General features: G+C 59.3%; 21 protein-coding genes. 9 read left to right on the top strand and 12 right to left on the bottom strand.

What is annotated here, in order from left to right; genetic code table 11:
* The first annotated feature begins 43 nt into the window (after positions 1-43).
* Together BTN45_RS15130 and BTN45_RS15125 are read left to right on the top strand one after the other, a co-directional pair.
* Positions 44-565 (top strand): TRAP transporter small permease, encoded by a 522-nt coding sequence (locus BTN45_RS15130; protein ID WP_022562649.1) that lies wholly within the window; start codon positions 44-46, stop codon positions 563-565.
* Entirely contained in the window at positions 565-1,845 is a 1,281-nt protein-coding gene (locus BTN45_RS15125; RefSeq protein ID WP_006700399.1) for a TRAP transporter large permease, read from the top strand. Before BTN45_RS15130 ends, BTN45_RS15125 begins: the two co-directional genes overlap by 1 nt.
* Positions 1,846-1,874: 29 nt before the next feature.
* Here BTN45_RS15125 and BTN45_RS15120 read toward each other — a convergent pair whose 3' ends face one another.
* Positions 1,875-2,801 carry an AraC family transcriptional regulator gene (locus BTN45_RS15120; protein WP_004444978.1) on the bottom strand — a complete coding sequence of 309 codons (927 nt, stop codon included), beginning with the start codon at positions 2,799-2,801 and terminating at the stop codon, positions 1,875-1,877.
* Between the two features lie 212 nt (positions 2,802-3,013).
* Between BTN45_RS15120 and BTN45_RS15115 the strand changes: the two genes are divergently transcribed.
* From BTN45_RS15115 to BTN45_RS15090, 6 genes are all read left to right on the top strand, one after another.
* Complete coding sequence (locus tag BTN45_RS15115; RefSeq protein ID WP_207589837.1) at positions 3,014-3,895, top strand: sugar ABC transporter permease; 882 nt, start codon at positions 3,014-3,016, stop codon at positions 3,893-3,895.
* A 4-nt stretch (positions 3,896-3,899) separates the two neighbouring features.
* Positions 3,900-4,784 carry a carbohydrate ABC transporter permease gene (locus BTN45_RS15110; protein ID WP_004444975.1) on the top strand — a complete coding sequence of 295 codons (885 nt, stop codon included), beginning with the start codon at positions 3,900-3,902 and terminating at the stop codon, positions 4,782-4,784.
* 2 nt (positions 4,785-4,786) lie between these two features.
* On the top strand, positions 4,787-5,887 hold the full coding sequence (ugpC, locus tag BTN45_RS15105; protein WP_100911167.1) for a sn-glycerol-3-phosphate ABC transporter ATP-binding protein UgpC: 1,101 nt from the start codon (positions 4,787-4,789) through the stop codon (positions 5,885-5,887).
* Between the two features lie 43 nt (positions 5,888-5,930).
* A complete protein-coding gene (locus BTN45_RS15100) occupies positions 5,931-7,199 on the top strand; it encodes an ABC transporter substrate-binding protein (protein WP_207589836.1) in 1,269 nt (422 codons plus the stop codon).
* A 114-nt stretch (positions 7,200-7,313) separates the two neighbouring features.
* Complete coding sequence (locus BTN45_RS15095; protein ID WP_207589835.1) at positions 7,314-8,867, top strand: glycoside hydrolase family 28 protein; 1,554 nt, start codon at positions 7,314-7,316, stop codon at positions 8,865-8,867.
* A gap of 8 nt (positions 8,868-8,875) precedes the next feature.
* Positions 8,876-9,970, top strand: a complete 1,095-nt coding sequence (locus BTN45_RS15090; RefSeq protein ID WP_207589834.1) for a glycoside hydrolase family 88 protein — start codon at positions 8,876-8,878, stop codon at positions 9,968-9,970.
* A 104-nt stretch (positions 9,971-10,074) separates the two neighbouring features.
* Here BTN45_RS15090 and BTN45_RS15085 read toward each other — a convergent pair whose 3' ends face one another.
* Positions 10,075-10,311 carry an acyl carrier protein gene (locus BTN45_RS15085; protein ID WP_207589826.1) on the bottom strand — a complete coding sequence of 79 codons (237 nt, stop codon included), beginning with the start codon at positions 10,309-10,311 and terminating at the stop codon, positions 10,075-10,077.
* A 301-nt stretch (positions 10,312-10,612) separates the two neighbouring features.
* Here BTN45_RS15085 and BTN45_RS15080 point away from each other — a divergent pair, with 301 nt between their 5' ends.
* The gene (locus BTN45_RS15080) at positions 10,613-11,710 is read left to right on the top strand and encodes an acyltransferase (RefSeq protein WP_207589824.1); all 1,098 of its coding nucleotides are present in this window, start codon (positions 10,613-10,615) and stop codon (positions 11,708-11,710) included.
* A gap of 22 nt (positions 11,711-11,732) precedes the next feature.
* Here the strand turns inward: BTN45_RS15080 and BTN45_RS15075 are convergent, their stop codons facing one another.
* The 10 genes from BTN45_RS15075 to BTN45_RS15030 form a co-directional block, all read right to left on the bottom strand.
* Entirely contained in the window at positions 11,733-11,975 is a 243-nt protein-coding gene (locus BTN45_RS15075; RefSeq protein WP_006700407.1) for a hypothetical protein, read from the bottom strand.
* A 97-nt stretch (positions 11,976-12,072) separates the two neighbouring features.
* Complete coding sequence (locus BTN45_RS15070; RefSeq protein WP_022562642.1) at positions 12,073-12,360, bottom strand: hypothetical protein; 288 nt, start codon at positions 12,358-12,360, stop codon at positions 12,073-12,075.
* 551 nt (positions 12,361-12,911) lie between these two features.
* Positions 12,912-13,049, bottom strand: coding sequence for a hypothetical protein (locus BTN45_RS15065; RefSeq protein ID WP_004444959.1), 138 nt, complete (start codon positions 13,047-13,049; stop codon positions 12,912-12,914).
* Between the two features lie 43 nt (positions 13,050-13,092).
* Complete coding sequence (locus BTN45_RS15060; protein WP_004444958.1) at positions 13,093-13,308, bottom strand: hypothetical protein; 216 nt, start codon at positions 13,306-13,308, stop codon at positions 13,093-13,095.
* Positions 13,309-13,343: 35 nt separating this feature from the next.
* Positions 13,344-13,580, bottom strand: coding sequence for a 30S ribosomal protein S21 (gene rpsU, locus BTN45_RS15055; RefSeq protein WP_006700627.1), 237 nt, complete (start codon positions 13,578-13,580; stop codon positions 13,344-13,346).
* A gap of 28 nt (positions 13,581-13,608) precedes the next feature.
* Entirely contained in the window at positions 13,609-13,899 is a 291-nt protein-coding gene (locus BTN45_RS15050) for a cold-shock protein (protein WP_207589823.1), read from the bottom strand.
* Between the two features lie 110 nt (positions 13,900-14,009).
* Complete coding sequence (locus BTN45_RS15045; RefSeq protein WP_003508146.1) at positions 14,010-14,219, bottom strand: cold-shock protein; 210 nt, start codon at positions 14,217-14,219, stop codon at positions 14,010-14,012.
* 261 nt (positions 14,220-14,480) lie between these two features.
* Positions 14,481-14,651 (bottom strand): hypothetical protein, encoded by a 171-nt coding sequence (locus BTN45_RS15040; RefSeq protein WP_022562637.1) that lies wholly within the window; start codon positions 14,649-14,651, stop codon positions 14,481-14,483.
* 322 nt (positions 14,652-14,973) lie between these two features.
* Complete coding sequence (locus BTN45_RS15035) at positions 14,974-16,209, bottom strand: Gfo/Idh/MocA family oxidoreductase (RefSeq protein ID WP_006700545.1); 1,236 nt, start codon at positions 16,207-16,209, stop codon at positions 14,974-14,976.
* Between the two features lie 19 nt (positions 16,210-16,228).
* Entirely contained in the window at positions 16,229-17,050 is an 822-nt protein-coding gene (locus BTN45_RS15030) for a sugar phosphate isomerase/epimerase family protein (RefSeq protein WP_034496596.1), read from the bottom strand.
* Positions 17,051-17,065: the final 15 nt, after the last annotated feature.

Genomic DNA, 17,065 nt, shown 5'->3' with positions numbered 1-17,065 from the left:
GGCCGGTTTTCTTTTGTCGCCGTTGATGCGGGAGGAACAGACAATGCGACACTTCATGCGGGCCATCCGCCCTTTTCTCGGCGCGCTCAGCCACGCGTCGCTTTATATTGCCGGTATCGGCATGATCGCCATGACGCTTATCGTCGGCTGGCAGGTCTTTGCGCGGTATATTCTCAACGATTCACCCAGCTGGTCTGAGCCGCTGTCGCTGCATCTCATGTCGTGGTTCATCATGCTTGGCGCCGCCGTCGGCGTGCGCGAGAGCGTGCATCTGGGGCTCGATATTCTGCGCTACATGATGCCGCCGCGCGTGCAGAAGGGCATGGACCTGACAAGCCTTGCGCTGATCTTCTTCTTCGGTGCCGGCATGGCCTGGTATGGCACCTCGCTTGCCATGGGGACATGGACGGCGACGATCCCGGTTCTCGGCTGGCCGGGCGGGACGGATTTCTTTCCGCTGATCGGCGGCGGTTTCCTTATCGCGCTGTTTGCTGCCGAACGTTTCGTCGATCTTTCCATCGGCGAGGAAATCGCTGCAGACGTGATCGTGCAGGAGGCTGCATAATGGCTTACACCATTCTCTTCGGGGTGTTCACCCTGCTGATGCTGATCGGAACGCCGATCGCGTTCTGCCTCGGCATCGCGTCCTTCGCCACGGTTCTTTATCTCGGCCTGCCGCCTATCGTGGTGTTCCAGCAGATGAATTCCGGCATGAATGTCTTCGCGATGATGGCGATACCGTTCTTCATCTTCGCCGGTGACCTGATGGTGCGCGGCGGCATCGCCCACCGCCTCATCCGCTTCGCGGCAGGCCTCGTGGGGCACCTGCGCGGCGGTCTTGGTCAGGTCAACATCGTGGCTTCGACACTGTTCGGCGGCATTTCCGGCTCGGCCGTGGCCGATGCCTCTGCGGTGGGCGGGCTGATGATCCCGCAGATGGCAAAACGCGGTTACGACAGGGATTACGCCGTCAATGTCACCGTCAACGCCGCCATCATTGCGCTGATGATCCCGCCCTCGCACAACATGATCCTCTATTCGATCGCGGCGGGCGGCAATGTTTCTGTGGCCGATCTCTTCACCGCCGGTATCATTCCGGGCCTGTTGCTTGCCGCAGCGCTGATGGTGACGGCCTATATCGTCGCCCGGCGCAAGGGCTATCCGTCCGAGCCGTTCCCCGGTTTCTCGAAGCTGATGTATTATCTGCTGGCGTCTTTCCCCGGCATCCTGCTGATCGGCATCATCTTCGGCGGCGTGCGTTCGGGCATCTTCACCGCGACGGAGAGTTCCTGCATCGCCGTGCTCTATGCCTTCCTCGTCGCCATGCTGGTCTATCGCGAACTCGACTGGGACGGCTTCGTGGAAGCGGTGATGGGTGCTGTCCGCACCACTGCCATGGTGCTGCTGGTCATCGGCACGGCGGCGTCCTTCGGCTGGCTGATGGCCTTTCTGCAGGTCCAGACGTTGATGATTGCCGCAATCAGCGCGATTTCGGACAACCCGATCATCGTGCTGCTTGTCATCAACATCATCCTGCTGCTGCTCGGCACCTTCATGGACATGGCGCCGATGGTCATCATTTCCACGCCGGTGCTTCTGCCTGTCGTAAAGGCCTTCGGCATCGACCCCGTGCATTTCGGCGTGGTGATGATCCTGAACGCCGGCATCGGTCTCAATACGCCGCCGGTCGGAACGGTGCTCTTCGTCGGCTGCGCGGTGGGCGGCATATCGATACGGGAGGCAATGCGGACGATCTGGCCGTTCTTCGGCGCCAGCATCGCAGTGCTGCTTGCTGTCACCTATATTCCGTCGCTATCCCTGTGGTTGCCGTCACTGTTCCGGTAATTCCAACGCTTTCAAACGAAAAGGCCCCGTTATGCCGGGGCCTTTTCCGTCTCGTCGGCAAGCAGCCTTTGCTGCTCATGCTCGTCAAATGCCATCAGGTTGCCGTGCCTGCTGCGGCGTATCCGGTTCATATGGTCACGCGGGCTTAATCCCAATGTCCGCTTGAACATGCGCGAGAAATAATAGGGGTCGCCATAACCCACCTCCGCCGCCGCTGCCGAGACCGAAAGTCCGGCCTCGAGAAAATGCATGGCACGTTCCATGCGTTTGAACTCCTGATATTTGCGCGGCGTCCGCCCCACCCGCTTCTGGAATTCCCGCAGGAAATAATCGCGATTATAGGGCGCCGCATCGGTGGCCCGCCCGGCAATGTCGGGGTCCAACGGATTGGCGGAAATCATCGTGATCGCCTTCATCACCGCAAGGTCGAGGCCTTCCGTACCCTCCGGCTGAAAACTCGGGCGGTCGACCCAGCCCAGAAACGCGTCATCGATGAAGGCGATCAGAAGCACCATGAAGAGATGATGTTGACCCAGAGTGACGGAGGAAGGAGGCGCGCTCTGCCGGTAGTGGCGCACCAGCGGTTCCAGAAGCGACCAGCGGCTCAGCCGCAGTTTCGGTTTCAGGTCCATCTGCGCGATCAGGTTGTGGCGGCCGTAAATATCGAGCGTGAAATGCTGCGCCACGCCGCGATAGGTGACTGCCTGCTCGTTCCACCCGACAAAGCGTTGCCCTCGGAAAATAAGCATGGCGTCACCGGGCTCCAGTACCCTTGCTTCGCCATCAACGAGATAGTGCCCGCGCCCCTCCAGGCAGATGATGAGATCGTCCACCGGATTGGATTTATCGATCTGCCAGGTGCGCGAATGCTCCATTTTGATCGTCGCGCGCGTCAGGTTGAGGTTGAGCGCCGCAGGCGGAACGGATGACAGAATGCCACCTTCGATTTCGTCCATCTTTTTCCTCGTCTTTGTTAATTCACCTTGGCGCTGAAATTTGGTTTTGTCACCGCATAAATTGCTTTTACGCGCCGTATCAATGAGGGAGGAGATCGGTCGCGGCGAGGAAATACGCTTTATTGCGCCTGCCGCTGGCCGTTCCGGGAGAATCACTTGTACGAAATTGTATTCTGTCAGTCGCGTTCCGCCGGGACGCGGGGAGGAGCATCATGAAATCTCAGCGCTTCCTGGGGCTGGGATATCTGACGCCTTACATCATCGGGCTTTTGGTCTTCACGGCCATTCCGTTCCTTGGCTCGCTCTATCTCAGTTTCACCCGTTATGACTTGATGAGCGATCCCAGCTGGGCAGGGTTTGCCAATTACGAGCGGCTGTTCACCCGCGACCGCACCTTCATGAAATCCCTGAACGTCACCCTGTTCTACGTGTTTCTGACGGTGCCGCTGAAGCTTGCCTTTGCGCTGTTCATCGCGGTAATACTCAATTACAAGTTGCAATTCATCAACTTTTTCCGCACCGCCTTTTACGTGCCGTCCATCCTCGGCGGCTCGATCGCGATTGCGGTTCTGTGGCGCTATATCTTCGCCAGCGAAGGCCTTGCCAATATGGCGCTTGCCGCCGTGGGACTGTCGCCGGTGGACTGGTTCGGAGATCCGGGCAATGCGCTGTTCACCATCACGCTGCTGCGCTGCTGGCAGTTCGGCTCGGCCATGGTGATCTTCCTTGCGGCCCTGCAATCCATCGACAAATCGCTTTACGAAGCAGCCGCCATCGATGGTGCCGGCAAGGTGAGGACCTTCTTCTTCATCACCCTGCCGCTTCTGACGCCGGTGATCTTTTTCAACCTCATCATGCAGATGGTGCAGGCATTCCAGGAGTTCAACGGCCCTTACATCATCACCCAGGGCGGGCCGCTGAAGTCCACCTATCTCCTGCCTCTTTATATCTACGACGAGGCCTTCAAGAAGTTCAACATGGGCTATGCCTCCGCAATCGCCTGGGTGCTCTTCACCATCATCACCGCGCTGACCCTCGTGGCCTTCTGGTCCTCGAAGAAGTGGGTCTATTACGCCGGCGACAAGCGGAACTGATGCCATGACCGATATCGCAACCCTAAACGACATGCAGGCGGCCCGCCGGGCGCGGCTCAGGCTGCTTTCCACCTCGGTCCGCTACGTGCTTCTCTTCGCTGTCGGACTCGTCATGCTCTATCCGCTGATCTGGCTGGTGGGCGCAAGCTTCAAGACCAATTCGGAAATCTTCTCCGGTGCCGGTTTCATCCCGGAAAACCCGACACTGGATGGCTATATCCGCGGCTGGGAAACCTCGACGCCCTACACCTTCGGCCGGTTCTTCTGGAACTCGTTCCTGATCATCCTGCCGAAGGTCATTGGCACGGCGATTTCCTGCACCATGGCGGCCTATGCCTTCGCCCGCTTCGATTTTCCGCTGAAGAAGATCCTGTTCGGCTCGGTCATCGCCATTCTGCTGCTGCCCAATGTCGTCACCCGCATTCCGCAATATATCCTGTTTCGGGATCTCGGCTGGCTGGACAGTTTCCTGCCGCTCTGGGTGCCCTCGGCTTTCGCCGGTGATGCCTTCTTTGTCTTCATGCTGGTGCAGTTCCTGCGCTCGCTGCCCTCGGACATGGAAGAGGCCGCCCGGGTGGACGGCGCCAACAGCCTGCAGACACTGGTCTACATCGTCGTACCGATGCTGGCGCCGGCGCTGATCTCGGTCTGCCTGTTCCAGTTCATGTGGACGATGAACGACTTTCTCGGGCCGCTGATCTACCTGTCCTCGGTCGACAAATATCCGGTGAGCCTGGCGCTCAAACTCTCCATCGACACCACCGAAGCCTTTGAATGGAACCGCATCCTGGCGATGTCGGTGCTGACGATCGCGCCTGCGCTGATCGTTTTCTTCGCGGCGCAACGGTATTTCATTGAAGGGATCTCGTCTGGCGGGGTCAAGGGCTGAAAATGGCAAGCGTTCAACTTAAAAATCTCGAAAAAGTCTATGGCGGCAGCTTCAAGGCGGTGCACGGCATCAATCTCGACGTCGAGGATGGCGAGTTCATGGTGTTCGTCGGCCCTTCGGGCTGCGCCAAATCCACGACGCTGCGCATGGTGGCGGGGCTGGAGGAAATCACCGGTGGTGAAATCCTGATCGGCGATCAGCGCGTCAACGATCTGCCGCCCGGCAAGCGCTCCATTGCCATGGTGTTCCAGAACTATGCGCTTTATCCGCATATGAAGGTGCGCGGCAATCTCGCCTTCGGCCTGAAGATCGCCGGTGTCGCCAAGCCGGAGATCGAGAAGGCCATCGACAATGTCGCGCGCATCCTGGAGATCGAGCCGCTGCTCGACCGTCTGCCGAAGCAGCTTTCCGGCGGGCAGGCGCAGCGTGTGGCGCTCGGCCGTGCGCTCATCAAGAAACCGGGTGTGTTTTTGTTCGATGAGCCGCTGTCCAATCTCGACGCCAAGCTTCGTGCTTCGATGCGGGTTCGCATTACCGATCTGCACCGCCAGTTGAAAGCGGAAGGCCTGTCATCGACTGTTATCTACGTCACCCATGACCAGACGGAGGCCATGACCATGGGTGACCGCATCTGCGTCATGCAGGCAGGTCGCATCATGCAGGTCGCGACGCCGAAGGAGCTTTACAACCATCCCGCCAATCTCTTCGTCGCCGGCTTCATCGGCACGCCGGAAATGAACCTCGTGGATGTGGCAATCGAGGGTACTGAATTCGTGATCGCCGGTCAGCGCCTGCCCATCGGCGCGCATCTGGAACAGCGACTATCGGCGAGACCCACGGACGCCGTCATCGGCATCCGTCCGCAGCATCTCTCATTGGCGGAGGCGACCGATGGTCCGGCGCTGCAGGCGAAACTCACCAATGCGGAATTCATGGGCCACGAGGTCTATCTGCACGCCGATCTCGGCGGCCAGAAGGTCGTCAGCGTCGTCGGCGCGGCGGAATTCGAGGTGCTCGGCCGCGATGGTCTTCTGCGCCTGAAGCCGGACCCGGAGAAGCTGCATATTTTCGACAAGGCCGATGGGCGCAACGTTTCGCTGTGAGGAGCGGACGGGCGTGCCTGATTTTTCGAGGAGGAGAAGAACAATGAAGATGATGACCAGAATGATGGTGATGCTTGCCGGTGCCGCTTATGTGGCGATGGCGACCGCACCTGCGGCAGGTGCCGCGGAACTGCGCATGTCATGGTGGGGCGGCGAGAGCCGCCATGTCGCCACCCAGAAAGCGATTGCCGCCTGTGGCGAGAAATACGGCCACACGATCAAGGGCGAGTTCACCGGTTTCGACGGTTATCTCGAAAAACTCACCACCCAGATGGCGGGCAAGACGGAAGCTGATATCGTTCAGGTCAACTGGCCGTGGCTGCCGCTGTTTTCCAAGAATGGCGAAGGTTTTGCCGATCTGCGCCAGCTGAAGCCGCTCGATCTTTCCCAATGGGCCGAGAGCGATCTGGAGGCGGGGTCGATGAACGGCGTGCTGCAGGGGCTTTCCGTTTCCACCACCGGCCGCGTCTTCTTCTTCAATGCCACGACCTTCGAAAAGGCGGGTGTCGAAATTCCGAAGACCTGGGATGAGTTCTTCGCGGCGACGAAGACCATCAAGGAAAAGCTCGGTAAGGACTATTATACCTTCAACGCCGTGAAGGAGACCGCCCAGCTTCTGGTGACGCTGGCCGTTGTGCAGAAAACCGGCAAGGATCTGGTCGATCCCAAGACCAACCGCGTGGCCTGGACGCCGGAGGAACTGGCCGAGGGCATTTCCTTTGTCGGCAAGCTGGTCGAAACCGGATCCATCCGCTCCCAGAAAGAGGAAGCGGCCGATGGCAATGTCAATCTTTATGAAAAGCCGTCCTGGTCTGAAGGCCGCATTGCCGGCTCCTATGAATGGGATTCGACCTATTCAAAATATGCCGATCCCCTGAAGCAGGGGCAGGTTCTGAAACCCGTGCCGATGCTGAAGCTTGCAGACGCGGTGACCGAGGGGGTCTATCGCAAGCCTTCAATGGTGTTCTCGATCTCTAAAAACTCGAAGAACCCGGAAGCAGCGGCGCAGATACTGAACTGCCTGCTGAACGAGCCTGAGGGTATCGACGCACTCGGCACCTCGCGTGGTTTGCCGGCATCCAAGGCTGCGGCTGCACGTCTGGGCGACAAGGGCGAGCCGGAAGTGCGAGCCGCCAATGCCATCGTCATGGCCGCATCCGGGCCGGTGGTATCGCCCTTCAACGAACATCCGGAAATCCGCTCGGCCTTCGTCGATACGCTGGAAGAATATGCCTATGGCCAGCTGACGGCGGAGGATGCGGCCGAGCAGATCGTCGATTCCACCAATGATGTTCTGGCGAAGTTCGATTGACGGCAATCGCCCGCCGCCGCGTCCGTGGCGGCGGGCTCACTGACCGGCTGCCGGAACATGCGAGGCATGTCCGCCAGGGCCTGGCCGGATAGGGACGAAAGACGGGAAATGAACATGAACGAACCCCTTATCATCGCGTCTTCAGCGCGAACGGCAGCGCTTTGCCTCGCCGCACCCGGCGCTCGCCATTTCCTTCCGGCGAGGACGGAGTGGCGTTTGTCGTCGACGGAAGGCGACGAGCGGCGCGGCGAAACTGCGGCGGTGGTGACGCTGCTGCATGATCTCTTCCCGGATACCTGCTATCTGTTCGAGGCCGAGGGGTTCGCAGCGCTGGAGTTCAGAACCAGCCCTTGCGCCGGGCTTGTGGAGGCTGCGGCGTTCTCCCTGGCGCCGGATGTCGCGCTCGATGATGAAGAGGGCGCGCGTGCCAATGCCGAGGCGCTGGAAAGGGCGGTGGCTGCGGTGCCGCATGGCGGCACATTGCAGCTTGCGGCCGGTCTCTGGACGTCCTTCCCTGTCCGCCTCAAAAGCAACATGACCTTCCATCTTGCCGAGGGAGCCGTGCTGCGCGCCCCTTCGAGCCGCAAAGGGTGGCCGATCCTGCCGGCACGCGATGATGCGGGCCATATCCTCGGAAGCTGGGAGGGCCTGCCGGATGCCTGTTTCGCCGCGCCGGTTCATGCCATCGGGACAGATAATCTCATCATCGAGGGCAGGGGCGTTCTCGATGGTTCGGGCGACAGGGGTGACTGGTGGAGCTGGCCAAAAGAAACTCGCGACGGCGCGCGGCGGCCGCGCGGCCTGCATCTCGTTTCCTGCCGCAAAATCCAGCTTCTCGGCTTTACGATAAAAAACGCCGCCTCATGGACAATCCATCCGCAGGGCTGCGAAGACTTGATCGCTGCCGGCCTCACCATCAACGCGCCGCATGACAGCCCGAACACTGATGGTTTCAATCCTGAAAGCTGCCGCAACGTCACGATATCGGGCGTTCGTTTTTCGGTCGGAGACGATTGCATCGCCGTAAAGGCAGGAAAGCGCGGCCCGGATGGCGAGGATGATCATCTCGCGGAAACCCGTGGCATTCGTGTGCGCCATTGTCTGATGGAGCGCGGCCATGGCGGGCTGGTGATCGGCTCGGAAATGTCCGGCGGCGTGCATGACGTATCTGTGGAGGATTGCGACATGGTCGGCACGGATCGCGGCCTGCGCCTCAAGACGCGGCGTGGACGGGGCGGCATCGTCAGCAATATCGCCATGCGCCGGGTGCTGCTGGACGGCGTGCAAACCGCGCTTTCCGCCAATGCACACTATCATTGCGATGCTGATGGACATGACGAACGGGTACAGTCGCGGCAGCCGGCGCCGATCGACAAGGGCACGCCATTCATCGATGGAATTACCGTGGAAGATGTCGAAATACGCAATCTCGCCCATGCTGCGGGCGTCTTTCTCGGCCTTCCCGAAGCACCCATCCGCAATGTCGCCATCCGCAATCTCACCATCGTCTCGCGCGATCCATCGGCCATCGCCGCACCTCCCATCATGGCTGACCGGGTTCGTCCCATGCGCCATGAGGCGATTGTTGTCGAGCAGACACATATAGTCTGCGACGATCCTGCCATGCTGAGCGACGCTTCCATTTCCACTGTTTCAGATCGCGATTGAGAAAATCCATGAAAGCCACTGAATATTTTGAGCAATTCTGCAGTCGTTATAGGCATTACAAGGGCGGCAGCTGGTGTTATGAGGATGGATGCATCTACCGCGGCCTGCAGCAGCTGTCCGAGGCCACCGGAGAGGCGCGCTGGAGCGACCATCTGCACCGGCTCGCCGATGTGCAGATAGCGACCGACGGCGCACTCGCCGGTTACGATCCGCAGGAATATAATATCGACCATATTCTTGCCGGCCGTATCCTCTTTCCCCTTTCGGAAGAAACGGGCGACCCACGGTATCTTGCTGCCTCGGAGCATCTGGCGGGGCAGCTACGCAGCCATCCACGCATCGCCTGCGGCAATTACTGGCACAAGAAACGCTATCCGCATCAGGTTTGGCTGGACGGTCTCTATATGGGTCTTCCGTTCCAGATTGAATATGCGCAGGCAACGGGGCGGCCCGAACTGATCGACGACGCGCTGAGGCAGTTTTCAACGGCACTTGCCCTGACGGCGGATACCGGCGGGCTCTATGTTCATGGCTACGATGAAAGCCGCACCCAGCGCTGGGCCGATCCGCAGACCGGCAAATCGCCGGCCGTCTGGGCCCGTGCGGTCGGCTGGCTGGCCATGGCTCTGGTGGATGCGCTCACGATCCTACCCGATGATGGCCGGACAAATGAATTGCGACAGAGCACACGGCGCCTCCTGGCTGAGATCGTCGCACGCCAGACAGGCACCGGTCTGTGGATGCAGGTTCTCGATAATTCGGATCTGGAGGGCAATTACGAGGAGACATCCGCCTCCGCAATGTTCTCCTATGCGCTGCTGCGTGCGGTCCGTCTTGGGCTGTTGCAGGGAGAGGCGGCGGGCGCGGCTTTGTCCGCAGGTCGTCGCGCGCTTTCGGCTCTGCTGGAGACCCGGCTTCTGGCGGGCGAAGACGGTGTCACTCGTCTTGCCGGCATCGTACACGTCGCTGGACTTGGTGGTTTCGAGGGCAATTATCGCGACGGCTCGCCGGAATATTATCTGACCGAGCCAGTGGTTAGCGATGACGCCAAGGGAGTGGGTCCCCTGATGATGGCCTTTGCCGAAAATCTCCTGCTGGTCTGATGTGCCACCACCTCGATGAGGAGGATAGTTAGAGCGGGACACCCCGGGATTTGGCCCGGTTGCGACGCTATCGGCGGATCAGGCCCGCCTCCGGCGCTTCACCGTCAAGCCGTGCTTTTTTCGATGAAGCGGATGGCGTCGCCGACGGTCAGGATCGTATTTGCGGCGGAATCCGGAATCTCCACCGCGAATTCCTCTTCGATCTCCATGACCACCTGAACTATTTCCAGAGAGTCTGCCCCGAGATCGTCGGCAAAACTGGCATCGTCCACGACGGCGGCAGGGTCTGCGCCAAGCTGGTCCACGATGATTTTTCTGATACGTTCGGCAATTGTGGGCATGAGAAGGCTCCGCGAGAGTGGTTGTCGCCGAACCTGCCCCATGGACATTGCCGGAACTTGTTCTTGCAAAATCACACATTTGCAGGAACAACACGGCTGTGCCACGGGGTCGAAACATCGATGACATCCGGACGTAGCACGCCTATCTCCGCTGCGAAAGGGTGCCGGCCTCGAGCCCATGTCCGGAAAAATTCGCGGCGACTGCAAGATTAAACGGTTTGTGACTGGAAGCGGAGAACCGGGACGCGGTAAAGCTGGTTTCCATTGAACAATTGCCGCTATCTCATTGAGCATCAACGCCATGGCCCCATCATCCCCGGAACGCTTCATCTTGCTTGACGGCATAAGGGGCGTGGCTGCGCTCTTTATCGTCCATCGCCATGCCGAGCAGTTTTTCGGCAGGGATCCGGCCTCGAGCTATCTTGCCGTTGATCTGTTTTTTGCTCTCAGCGGCTTCGTGCTCGCTCACGCCTATGGCGTCAGATTGCGTGACGGGGCTATCACGCCCGGCTTTTTCATGAAGGCGCGCTTCGCCCGGCTTTATCCGCTTTATGTGCTGGCACTGGCGTTGATGGTGGCCTATTTCATCTGCCTTTATTTGCTGGGTCTGCCGACGCCGATCGACGATCTGCATCGTCTCATCGATCCCGGTGAACTGGCCTTTGCGCTGGTGACGGGGCTTCTCTTTCTGCCGGCGCCTTTCACGTTGACCCTCAATGGCGCGCTGTTTCTCGTCAGCCCGGCGTGGTCGCTTTTCAACGAACTGGTGGTGAACGTGGTCTATGCCCGCTGGGGCGTGCGGGCGACGGTGAAACAGATCGCAGCCGTCATTGTTGCCAGCGCCATTGTACTGGTGGTGGCCGCCGCCGCGTCTGGAAAGCTGCATCTCGGTTTCCGTTGGCATGAAATGTATGCCGGCATGGGCCGGGTATTCTTTTCGTTTTTCGCCGGCGTGCTGGTTTACCGGTTCCGCAACCGTGTGCCGGAGCTGAAGCCCGTCCAGGCCGCGCTGTGTCTGGTGCTCGTCTGTGTTATCCTTGCCGTGCCCGTATCACGCGAAGTCCGGCCCTTCTTCGACCTCGCAATCGTCCTGCTCCTCTGGCCGCTGCTGCTGTTCGTGGCCAGCCGAACGGTGCCGGGCCCCATGGTGAGCGCACTGTCGGGGTTTCTTGGTACGGCGTCTTACGCCGTCTATGTCCTGCATATTCCGCTTCTGGCGTGGACGGAGTTTTTGGTCCCGTCCATCACGCAGCAGAATATCGCCCTGCCGGCCGGCGTCCTGTTTCTCATCGGCACGACGTGGATTTCATGGTGGCTGACGGTCCGTTACGATCAGCCCGTTCAGAAATGGGTGAAAAACCGTCTGCGGAAACGCGCAGAAACCCGCCAGCCCGTCTAGTCGAAACAAGCGGGCCTGAAATTCAGTAGTGGGCAAAGATAGGCGCGGTCAGCACAAAGGCGGCCACAAGGCTGATGATCGTCAGTTTCGCCGCTCGCATGCGGCGCATTCTGCGGCCGCTCCAGTCATACGTCATACTCTCTCTCCACGCAGACGCAAACTCGCCGGTATGAAACCCGCTGACGTCGAGGCCTGTCCCGGCCTTCAGCGCGCATGTTCCATCCGCCACCTTCGTGCCGCCTGATCCGCGCACGGAGGTATCCATTTCAGTGTTGCCTGATATACATCATTTGCCAAGCCGTTATTTTCATCGGTGATTTTGAAGGCCTGGTTTCCCTGTCGTCATGGATGGAAGAGCGCCGTTATCGGTAAAGAGGCGGCAGCCCCTGGATCGCGTAACGTGGCAACGGTTTCCATGATTTACTGCGTTCATGTTTATGAACGCCAAAAAGAAAGCGCATTTCCTTCGAAAGCTCGGCAGGGTCGGTCAGCCCGCCTTGAAACAGCTGGATCACCTTTCGGGCGGCATTGTTGTAAAGCATGACCTCCTCGTCCATGGTGTGCCGGTCATAACCGAGGTCTGCCAGCACCGACTGGAGCATCTTGAGGTCCTGTGACGAAATGATGCAATTTTCATATGCGGAAGACATCACGTCCTCCTTTCTATGGGGTTCACCAAAACTGTGGTGTCTCGCGTCGCTGCGGACGTCATGCGACGCCGCTTCCGTGCATCCGAGGGACAGGCCGTCCCATTAAAGCGTCGCGCCTTGGACATTCATGTCGTGTGGGTCCGTATCGTTCCTGCGGGTCAACGACATGGGCAGGACGAGGGCTTCAGCGGCCGTCGTAAAGCGGCGGTAACGCCCTTTTCAGTGATTGGAAGGGTGCGCCCATTAGGCGGAATAGGCAAGTTAATTCCGTCGCAGTCGGCGGCAGTCGTGCATATTTATCTTCGGCTGCTCACGGCAACAAAAAAGGCCGGGGCAATATTGCACCGACCTTCCTCATATCGCTCTCAACACCAGTGCCAGTACATCCGTGGTCAAAAGTCTGAAGCGACTAAAACAACTGCGAACGACGATTTCATTCGCGCTCACCAGCAGTTGCTATGAGAGATATATAGAAGAGCAATATGGCCAAAACAAGTCCGGTCTCCCAGACGAGAGATTTATCGTCGTGACCTGCGCGCCGACACCGTGCCCTACTTCTTCTTGCCATCCGCTGTCGTGGCGTTTGCGAACTTCACCTGCGAACCGGCTGGCGCCGCGGCGGGTGTTTTTGTCTTGTCCTTCTTCGGCTTGCGGATTTCCTTGTTACTGCGCAACTGACCCTTTGCCATGGTGTCGTCCTCCTGCGTTGACCGGGTGATGTAAAAGCGCCCGCTATCTGTTACCGGATCGTTTCTTTGCGGGCACCGGATCGGCGGCGACAACCGCCGCTTCCTGTGCCTCGCGAAGCTGGCGAAGGCGTTCCGTCTTGCGGGCGCGCTGGTCGGCTTCGGCGTTGATGATCTGCTTTGCCGCGCTGTCGGTCAATGATGCTTTGTCCTGAGCGGACAGTTTACCGGGCTTGAAAAAAACTTCTTTCGTGGCGGCCATGGCAGTCTCCTTCGCGGAAGTGCGGTGTAGGGCGTTTACCGGGTACGGGCGGCCTTTTTGGGCGCTGGCAGCAGCCCTTCGCGCTGCATCTTCTTTTTCTCCAGCTTGCGGTGGCGGCGTACGGCTTCGGCTTCTTCGCGAACACGCTTTTCCGACGGCTTTTCATAGGATTCGCGGGCGCGCATCTCGCGGAAAATGCCTTCACGCTGCATTCTCTTTTTCAGGACGCGAAGGGCCTGTTCAACATTGTTGTCTCTGACGAGTACCTGCAAGACTATCTCCTTTAAGCGGCCAATGCCGCTACTTTCTGATTTTGATCGTGTTCAGGTTGATCCAGCTTGATCCGGTTTCGCGTGGCGAGAGGCTTTCGCCTTTGCCTAGCCGCGAGGCCGTCGACATCGATGCATCTATCTCATCGAGTGCGACGCTGCGCTCAAAATTCTCGTGCTGGAAACGCACCCTGTAACGAACCGTTCCCTGGGCTTCGGGCATGACTGACACGATCCGGCCGGGACCACCGGGCTGTGCATTGCCAAGGACGCCGGACTTCAAAAAGACGGTGTCACCGCAATGATAGGAATTTTTACGCATGAGGACCTCCATGGCCCAAAAACAAAAGGCCGGGCTTTAACCCGACCTCTCACAGTCATCGGCAAGCGCAGCCAGTACATCCGTGGTCTGCGGTGCCAAAATGACGAATATCAAGCTGCCTGAAGGTTGTCGGCAGAGCTCTTTCCGGACCGACGGTCCTGGACGATCTCGTAGCTGATCTTCTGGCCGTCGTTCAGAGAACGCATGCCAGCGCGCTCGACAGCGGAAATGTGAACGAAAACGTCCGTGCCGCCATTGTCAGGCTGAATGAAGCCGAAGCCCTTGGTGGCGTTAAACCACTTTACAGTACCAGTGTTCATAACGATTTCCTTTCGTAGAATCGTTGTGGTTCCCGCGATACCTTGCGGGATAAGATCGATTATTTGAGAGGAAATCCGACGGGGAACAGTCTGTTCCAGAACGACGTCACAAGCAATGGTCGATAAGGCAAATATAAGCTCAATTTTCGATTTTGCAATGACCACTGTGAAGAAACAGGTATTTCGCGACCGTTCGGGGGCTAAGTTACTGTTAATGCGCCGAAATATAATAAATGTATGATATTTCGGCGCAAATGGTCATCAGCCGGCGCCAGGCGTGACGTCCTTGCTGTCGCCATCCGGCAGGCTTCCTGCGCCTGGTGTCTTTTCATGGTCGGTCAGGGAAGGTTTGGCGTGCGGACCTGCAGGAGGAATGTCGCTGGCCTTCGAAGCCCTGTTGTCGTCATTTTTCGTCTTTTGCTCTTGCGTCATGGCGTTCTCCTTCTGACAGGGAAACGCCGACGGCAGGACGAGGTTCCGTAACCGTGCAAGGGCGCGGGCGGGCGTGATCGGTCAGCGGCGGGAGCGCGGCTTCTTCTCTTCCCGATTCATGTCGCGCCCCACCCATTTGAAGAATACGACGAGGCTGACGCCGATGATGATGAGCGGAACGATGGATTGCAAACTGGACATGACTCACTCTTTCTTCCCCCGGCAATCAATTTACCGGTATGGAAGGAGTGCGTAATCTGCGGAATATCGCCCGTTCTTTTTGGTGGTTGCCCGTGGCGGATGGCACCACGGGCTGAGGCAGCTAGAGGGGCAGGGATTTCACCGGCTGGGAGCCGCCTTCCAGCGCACTTTTCAGTGCCGCCACGCCTGTCAGAACCGACATGGCGCCAGCGCGCGAACCAGCCCGCTGCCGCAGCCGGTCGTTGGAGCCGGGCTTGAAGATCATGTCGCGCATGCGGTTGTCGCCGCCATAATGGCCGCCCGGCTCATGCGGCACCCAGATGTGCTCGACGCCGCCACCGAAGCTCTTCACCAGCAGGATTTCATCGGCCGGCGGCTCCGTCCAGGGCTGCTTTTCATATTGGCGCATCTCGATGCGACCCTTGTGGCCGTTGAAGGCGATGTGGTGACCCTCTATCGGCATGTAGGTGTTGAGTGAATAGGAAACCTGCACGCCGCTGGCATAACGGATCGAAGCGCTCATGGTATCGGGAATGTCGATGTCCTCCCGGAAAACGCAGGCATCACGCATGTATCCGTCAATGCTTGACGGGTCCTCGTAGAGCGCATCGAGGAAAGGATCGGCGCCGAGGTCCATGAAATAATCACACTCATTCTTGTGCGGACAGGTGCGACAGCGCGTTCCGCGGAACGGGCCGTTCTTGCCATAATGCAGCAATTGCCCGAAGCCCTTCACCTCGACGGGATCGGAGTCGAGATACCAGTTAAGGAGGTCGAAATGGTGCGTGGCCTTGTGCACGAACAGGCTGCCGGAGTGTTCTGTGAAGGCGTGCCACCGGCGGAAATAATCCGCGCCGTGCTGGTTATCGAGATACCAGTGGAAATCCACCGAGGTAACGGTGCCGATGGCGCCTTCGTCGATCAGTTCCTTGATGCGGGCTGCGGTGGGAGAGAAGCGATAATTGAAGGAGACATCGACCCGGCGGCCGCTTTTGGCCTCGGCTGCGCGAATCCGGTCAATCTTTTCGGGGGTGGTGGTCATCGGCTTTTCGCTGATGACGTCTGCCCCGCCTTCCAGCGCGCGGATGATGATGTCGTCATGCGTATCGTCGGGCGTGCAGACGATCACCAGCTCCGGGCGCTGCTCTTCCATCATCCGGTCGAAATCGTCGTAAAGCGGTGCGCTCGATCCCATCATGGCGCGGGCGCGCTCGGCGCGCATCAGGTTCAGGTCGCAAATGCCGACGAGTTCGACATAGTCGCTCCAGCCGGCCAGCAATTCGCGGCCCCACATGGTGGTGCCACGATTGCCGGTGCCGACCAGCGCATAGCGTTTGCGTTTCACCCTTTCAGGCATTGTCTCTCTCCCGGATCTATCAACAAACAGTCTTGAAACGCTCGACCACGGTGGCGAGGACCTCGTCCACCGGGCGCGCCTGCCAGCGATGCGAAAAGATTTCCACTTCCTGCGGGCCGTGGAAGCCCGCAGCCTCGATCATGGCGCGAAATGCCTTGAGGTCAATCACACCATCTCCCATCATGCCGCGATCGTTGAGCGGGTCAGTGGTCGGCACCAGCCAGTCGCAGATGTGATGGGCGAGAATTTGGCCATTCCTGCCGGCCCGCGCCACCTGCTCCTCCAGTTCCGGGTCCCACCAGACATGATAGACATCGATGGCCACGCCGGTGCCGGCACCCAGCCGGTCACAGAGGTCGAGCGATTGTTTCAGCGTGTTGATGCAGGCGCGGTCCGCGGCATAGAAAGGATGCAGCGGTTCAATGGCGAGCGGCACGCCGGCAGCCCGCGCATAAGGAAGAAGTTCTGCCATGCCGTCCTCCACCATCTGCCGCGCACCTTTCAGATCGCGCGAACCGGTGGGCAGGCCGCCCACGACAAGCACAAGGCAGTCGGCCTTCATGGCGGCGGCCTCATCGACGGCGCGCTTATTGTCCTCGATGGCGAGACGTCGGCCTTCAGCGTCAGGAGCCGGGAAAAAACCGCCGCGGCAATGACCGGACAGGCGCAGGCCGTTCCGCTCAACGATGCGGGCGGCTTCCGCAAGGCCGATACCGTTCACCTGCTCGCGCCACGGTGAGATGGTGGTGATGCCATGGGCGAGGCAGGCATCCACGATGGCTCCGAAATTTGCGCCTTGCCGCACGGTCGCGAAATTGATGGAAAGGCCTTCAAGGCTCATCTTCTATCCTCCCTC

The sequence above is a fragment of the Rhizobium sp. ZX09 genome, assembly GCF_017357485.1.
Taxonomy (GTDB): Bacteria; Pseudomonadota; Alphaproteobacteria; order Rhizobiales; family Rhizobiaceae; genus Agrobacterium; species Agrobacterium pusense.
Note: the sequence above shows the minus strand (reverse complement) of the source record. Positions and strands in the feature narration are given on the sequence as shown.

Excerpts from the sequence above, each read along its gene's own strand:
- BTN45_RS15130 (WP_022562649.1), top strand. The coding sequence starts at position 44 with ATGCGACACTTCATGCGGGCCATCCGCCCTTTTCTCGGCGCGCTCAGC.
- BTN45_RS15125 (WP_006700399.1), top strand. The coding sequence starts at position 565 with ATGGCTTACACCATTCTCTTCGGGGTGTTCACCCTGCTGATGCTGATC.
- BTN45_RS15120 (WP_004444978.1), bottom strand. The coding sequence starts at position 2,801 with ATGGACGAAATCGAAGGTGGCATTCTGTCATCCGTTCCGCCTGCGGCG.
- BTN45_RS15115 (WP_207589837.1), top strand. The coding sequence starts at position 3,014 with ATGAAATCTCAGCGCTTCCTGGGGCTGGGATATCTGACGCCTTACATC.
- BTN45_RS15110 (WP_004444975.1), top strand. The coding sequence starts at position 3,900 with ATGACCGATATCGCAACCCTAAACGACATGCAGGCGGCCCGCCGGGCG.
- ugpC (WP_100911167.1), top strand. The coding sequence starts at position 4,787 with ATGGCAAGCGTTCAACTTAAAAATCTCGAAAAAGTCTATGGCGGCAGC.
- BTN45_RS15100 (WP_207589836.1), top strand. The coding sequence starts at position 5,931 with ATGAAGATGATGACCAGAATGATGGTGATGCTTGCCGGTGCCGCTTAT.
- BTN45_RS15095 (WP_207589835.1), top strand. The coding sequence starts at position 7,314 with ATGAACGAACCCCTTATCATCGCGTCTTCAGCGCGAACGGCAGCGCTT.
- BTN45_RS15090 (WP_207589834.1), top strand. The coding sequence starts at position 8,876 with ATGAAAGCCACTGAATATTTTGAGCAATTCTGCAGTCGTTATAGGCAT.
- BTN45_RS15085 (WP_207589826.1), bottom strand. The coding sequence starts at position 10,311 with ATGCCCACAATTGCCGAACGTATCAGAAAAATCATCGTGGACCAGCTT.
- BTN45_RS15080 (WP_207589824.1), top strand. The coding sequence starts at position 10,613 with ATGGCCCCATCATCCCCGGAACGCTTCATCTTGCTTGACGGCATAAGG.
- BTN45_RS15075 (WP_006700407.1), bottom strand. The coding sequence starts at position 11,975 with ATGGATACCTCCGTGCGCGGATCAGGCGGCACGAAGGTGGCGGATGGA.
- BTN45_RS15070 (WP_022562642.1), bottom strand. The coding sequence starts at position 12,360 with ATGTCTTCCGCATATGAAAATTGCATCATTTCGTCACAGGACCTCAAG.
- BTN45_RS15065 (WP_004444959.1), bottom strand. The coding sequence starts at position 13,049 with ATGGCAAAGGGTCAGTTGCGCAGTAACAAGGAAATCCGCAAGCCGAAG.
- BTN45_RS15060 (WP_004444958.1), bottom strand. The coding sequence starts at position 13,308 with ATGGCCGCCACGAAAGAAGTTTTTTTCAAGCCCGGTAAACTGTCCGCT.
- BTN45_RS15050 (WP_207589823.1), bottom strand. The coding sequence starts at position 13,899 with ATGCGTAAAAATTCCTATCATTGCGGTGACACCGTCTTTTTGAAGTCC.
- BTN45_RS15045 (WP_003508146.1), bottom strand. The coding sequence starts at position 14,219 with ATGAACACTGGTACTGTAAAGTGGTTTAACGCCACCAAGGGCTTCGGC.
- BTN45_RS15040 (WP_022562637.1), bottom strand. The coding sequence starts at position 14,651 with ATGACGCAAGAGCAAAAGACGAAAAATGACGACAACAGGGCTTCGAAG.
- BTN45_RS15035 (WP_006700545.1), bottom strand. The coding sequence starts at position 16,209 with ATGCCTGAAAGGGTGAAACGCAAACGCTATGCGCTGGTCGGCACCGGC.
- BTN45_RS15030 (WP_034496596.1), bottom strand. The coding sequence starts at position 17,050 with ATGAGCCTTGAAGGCCTTTCCATCAATTTCGCGACCGTGCGGCAAGGC.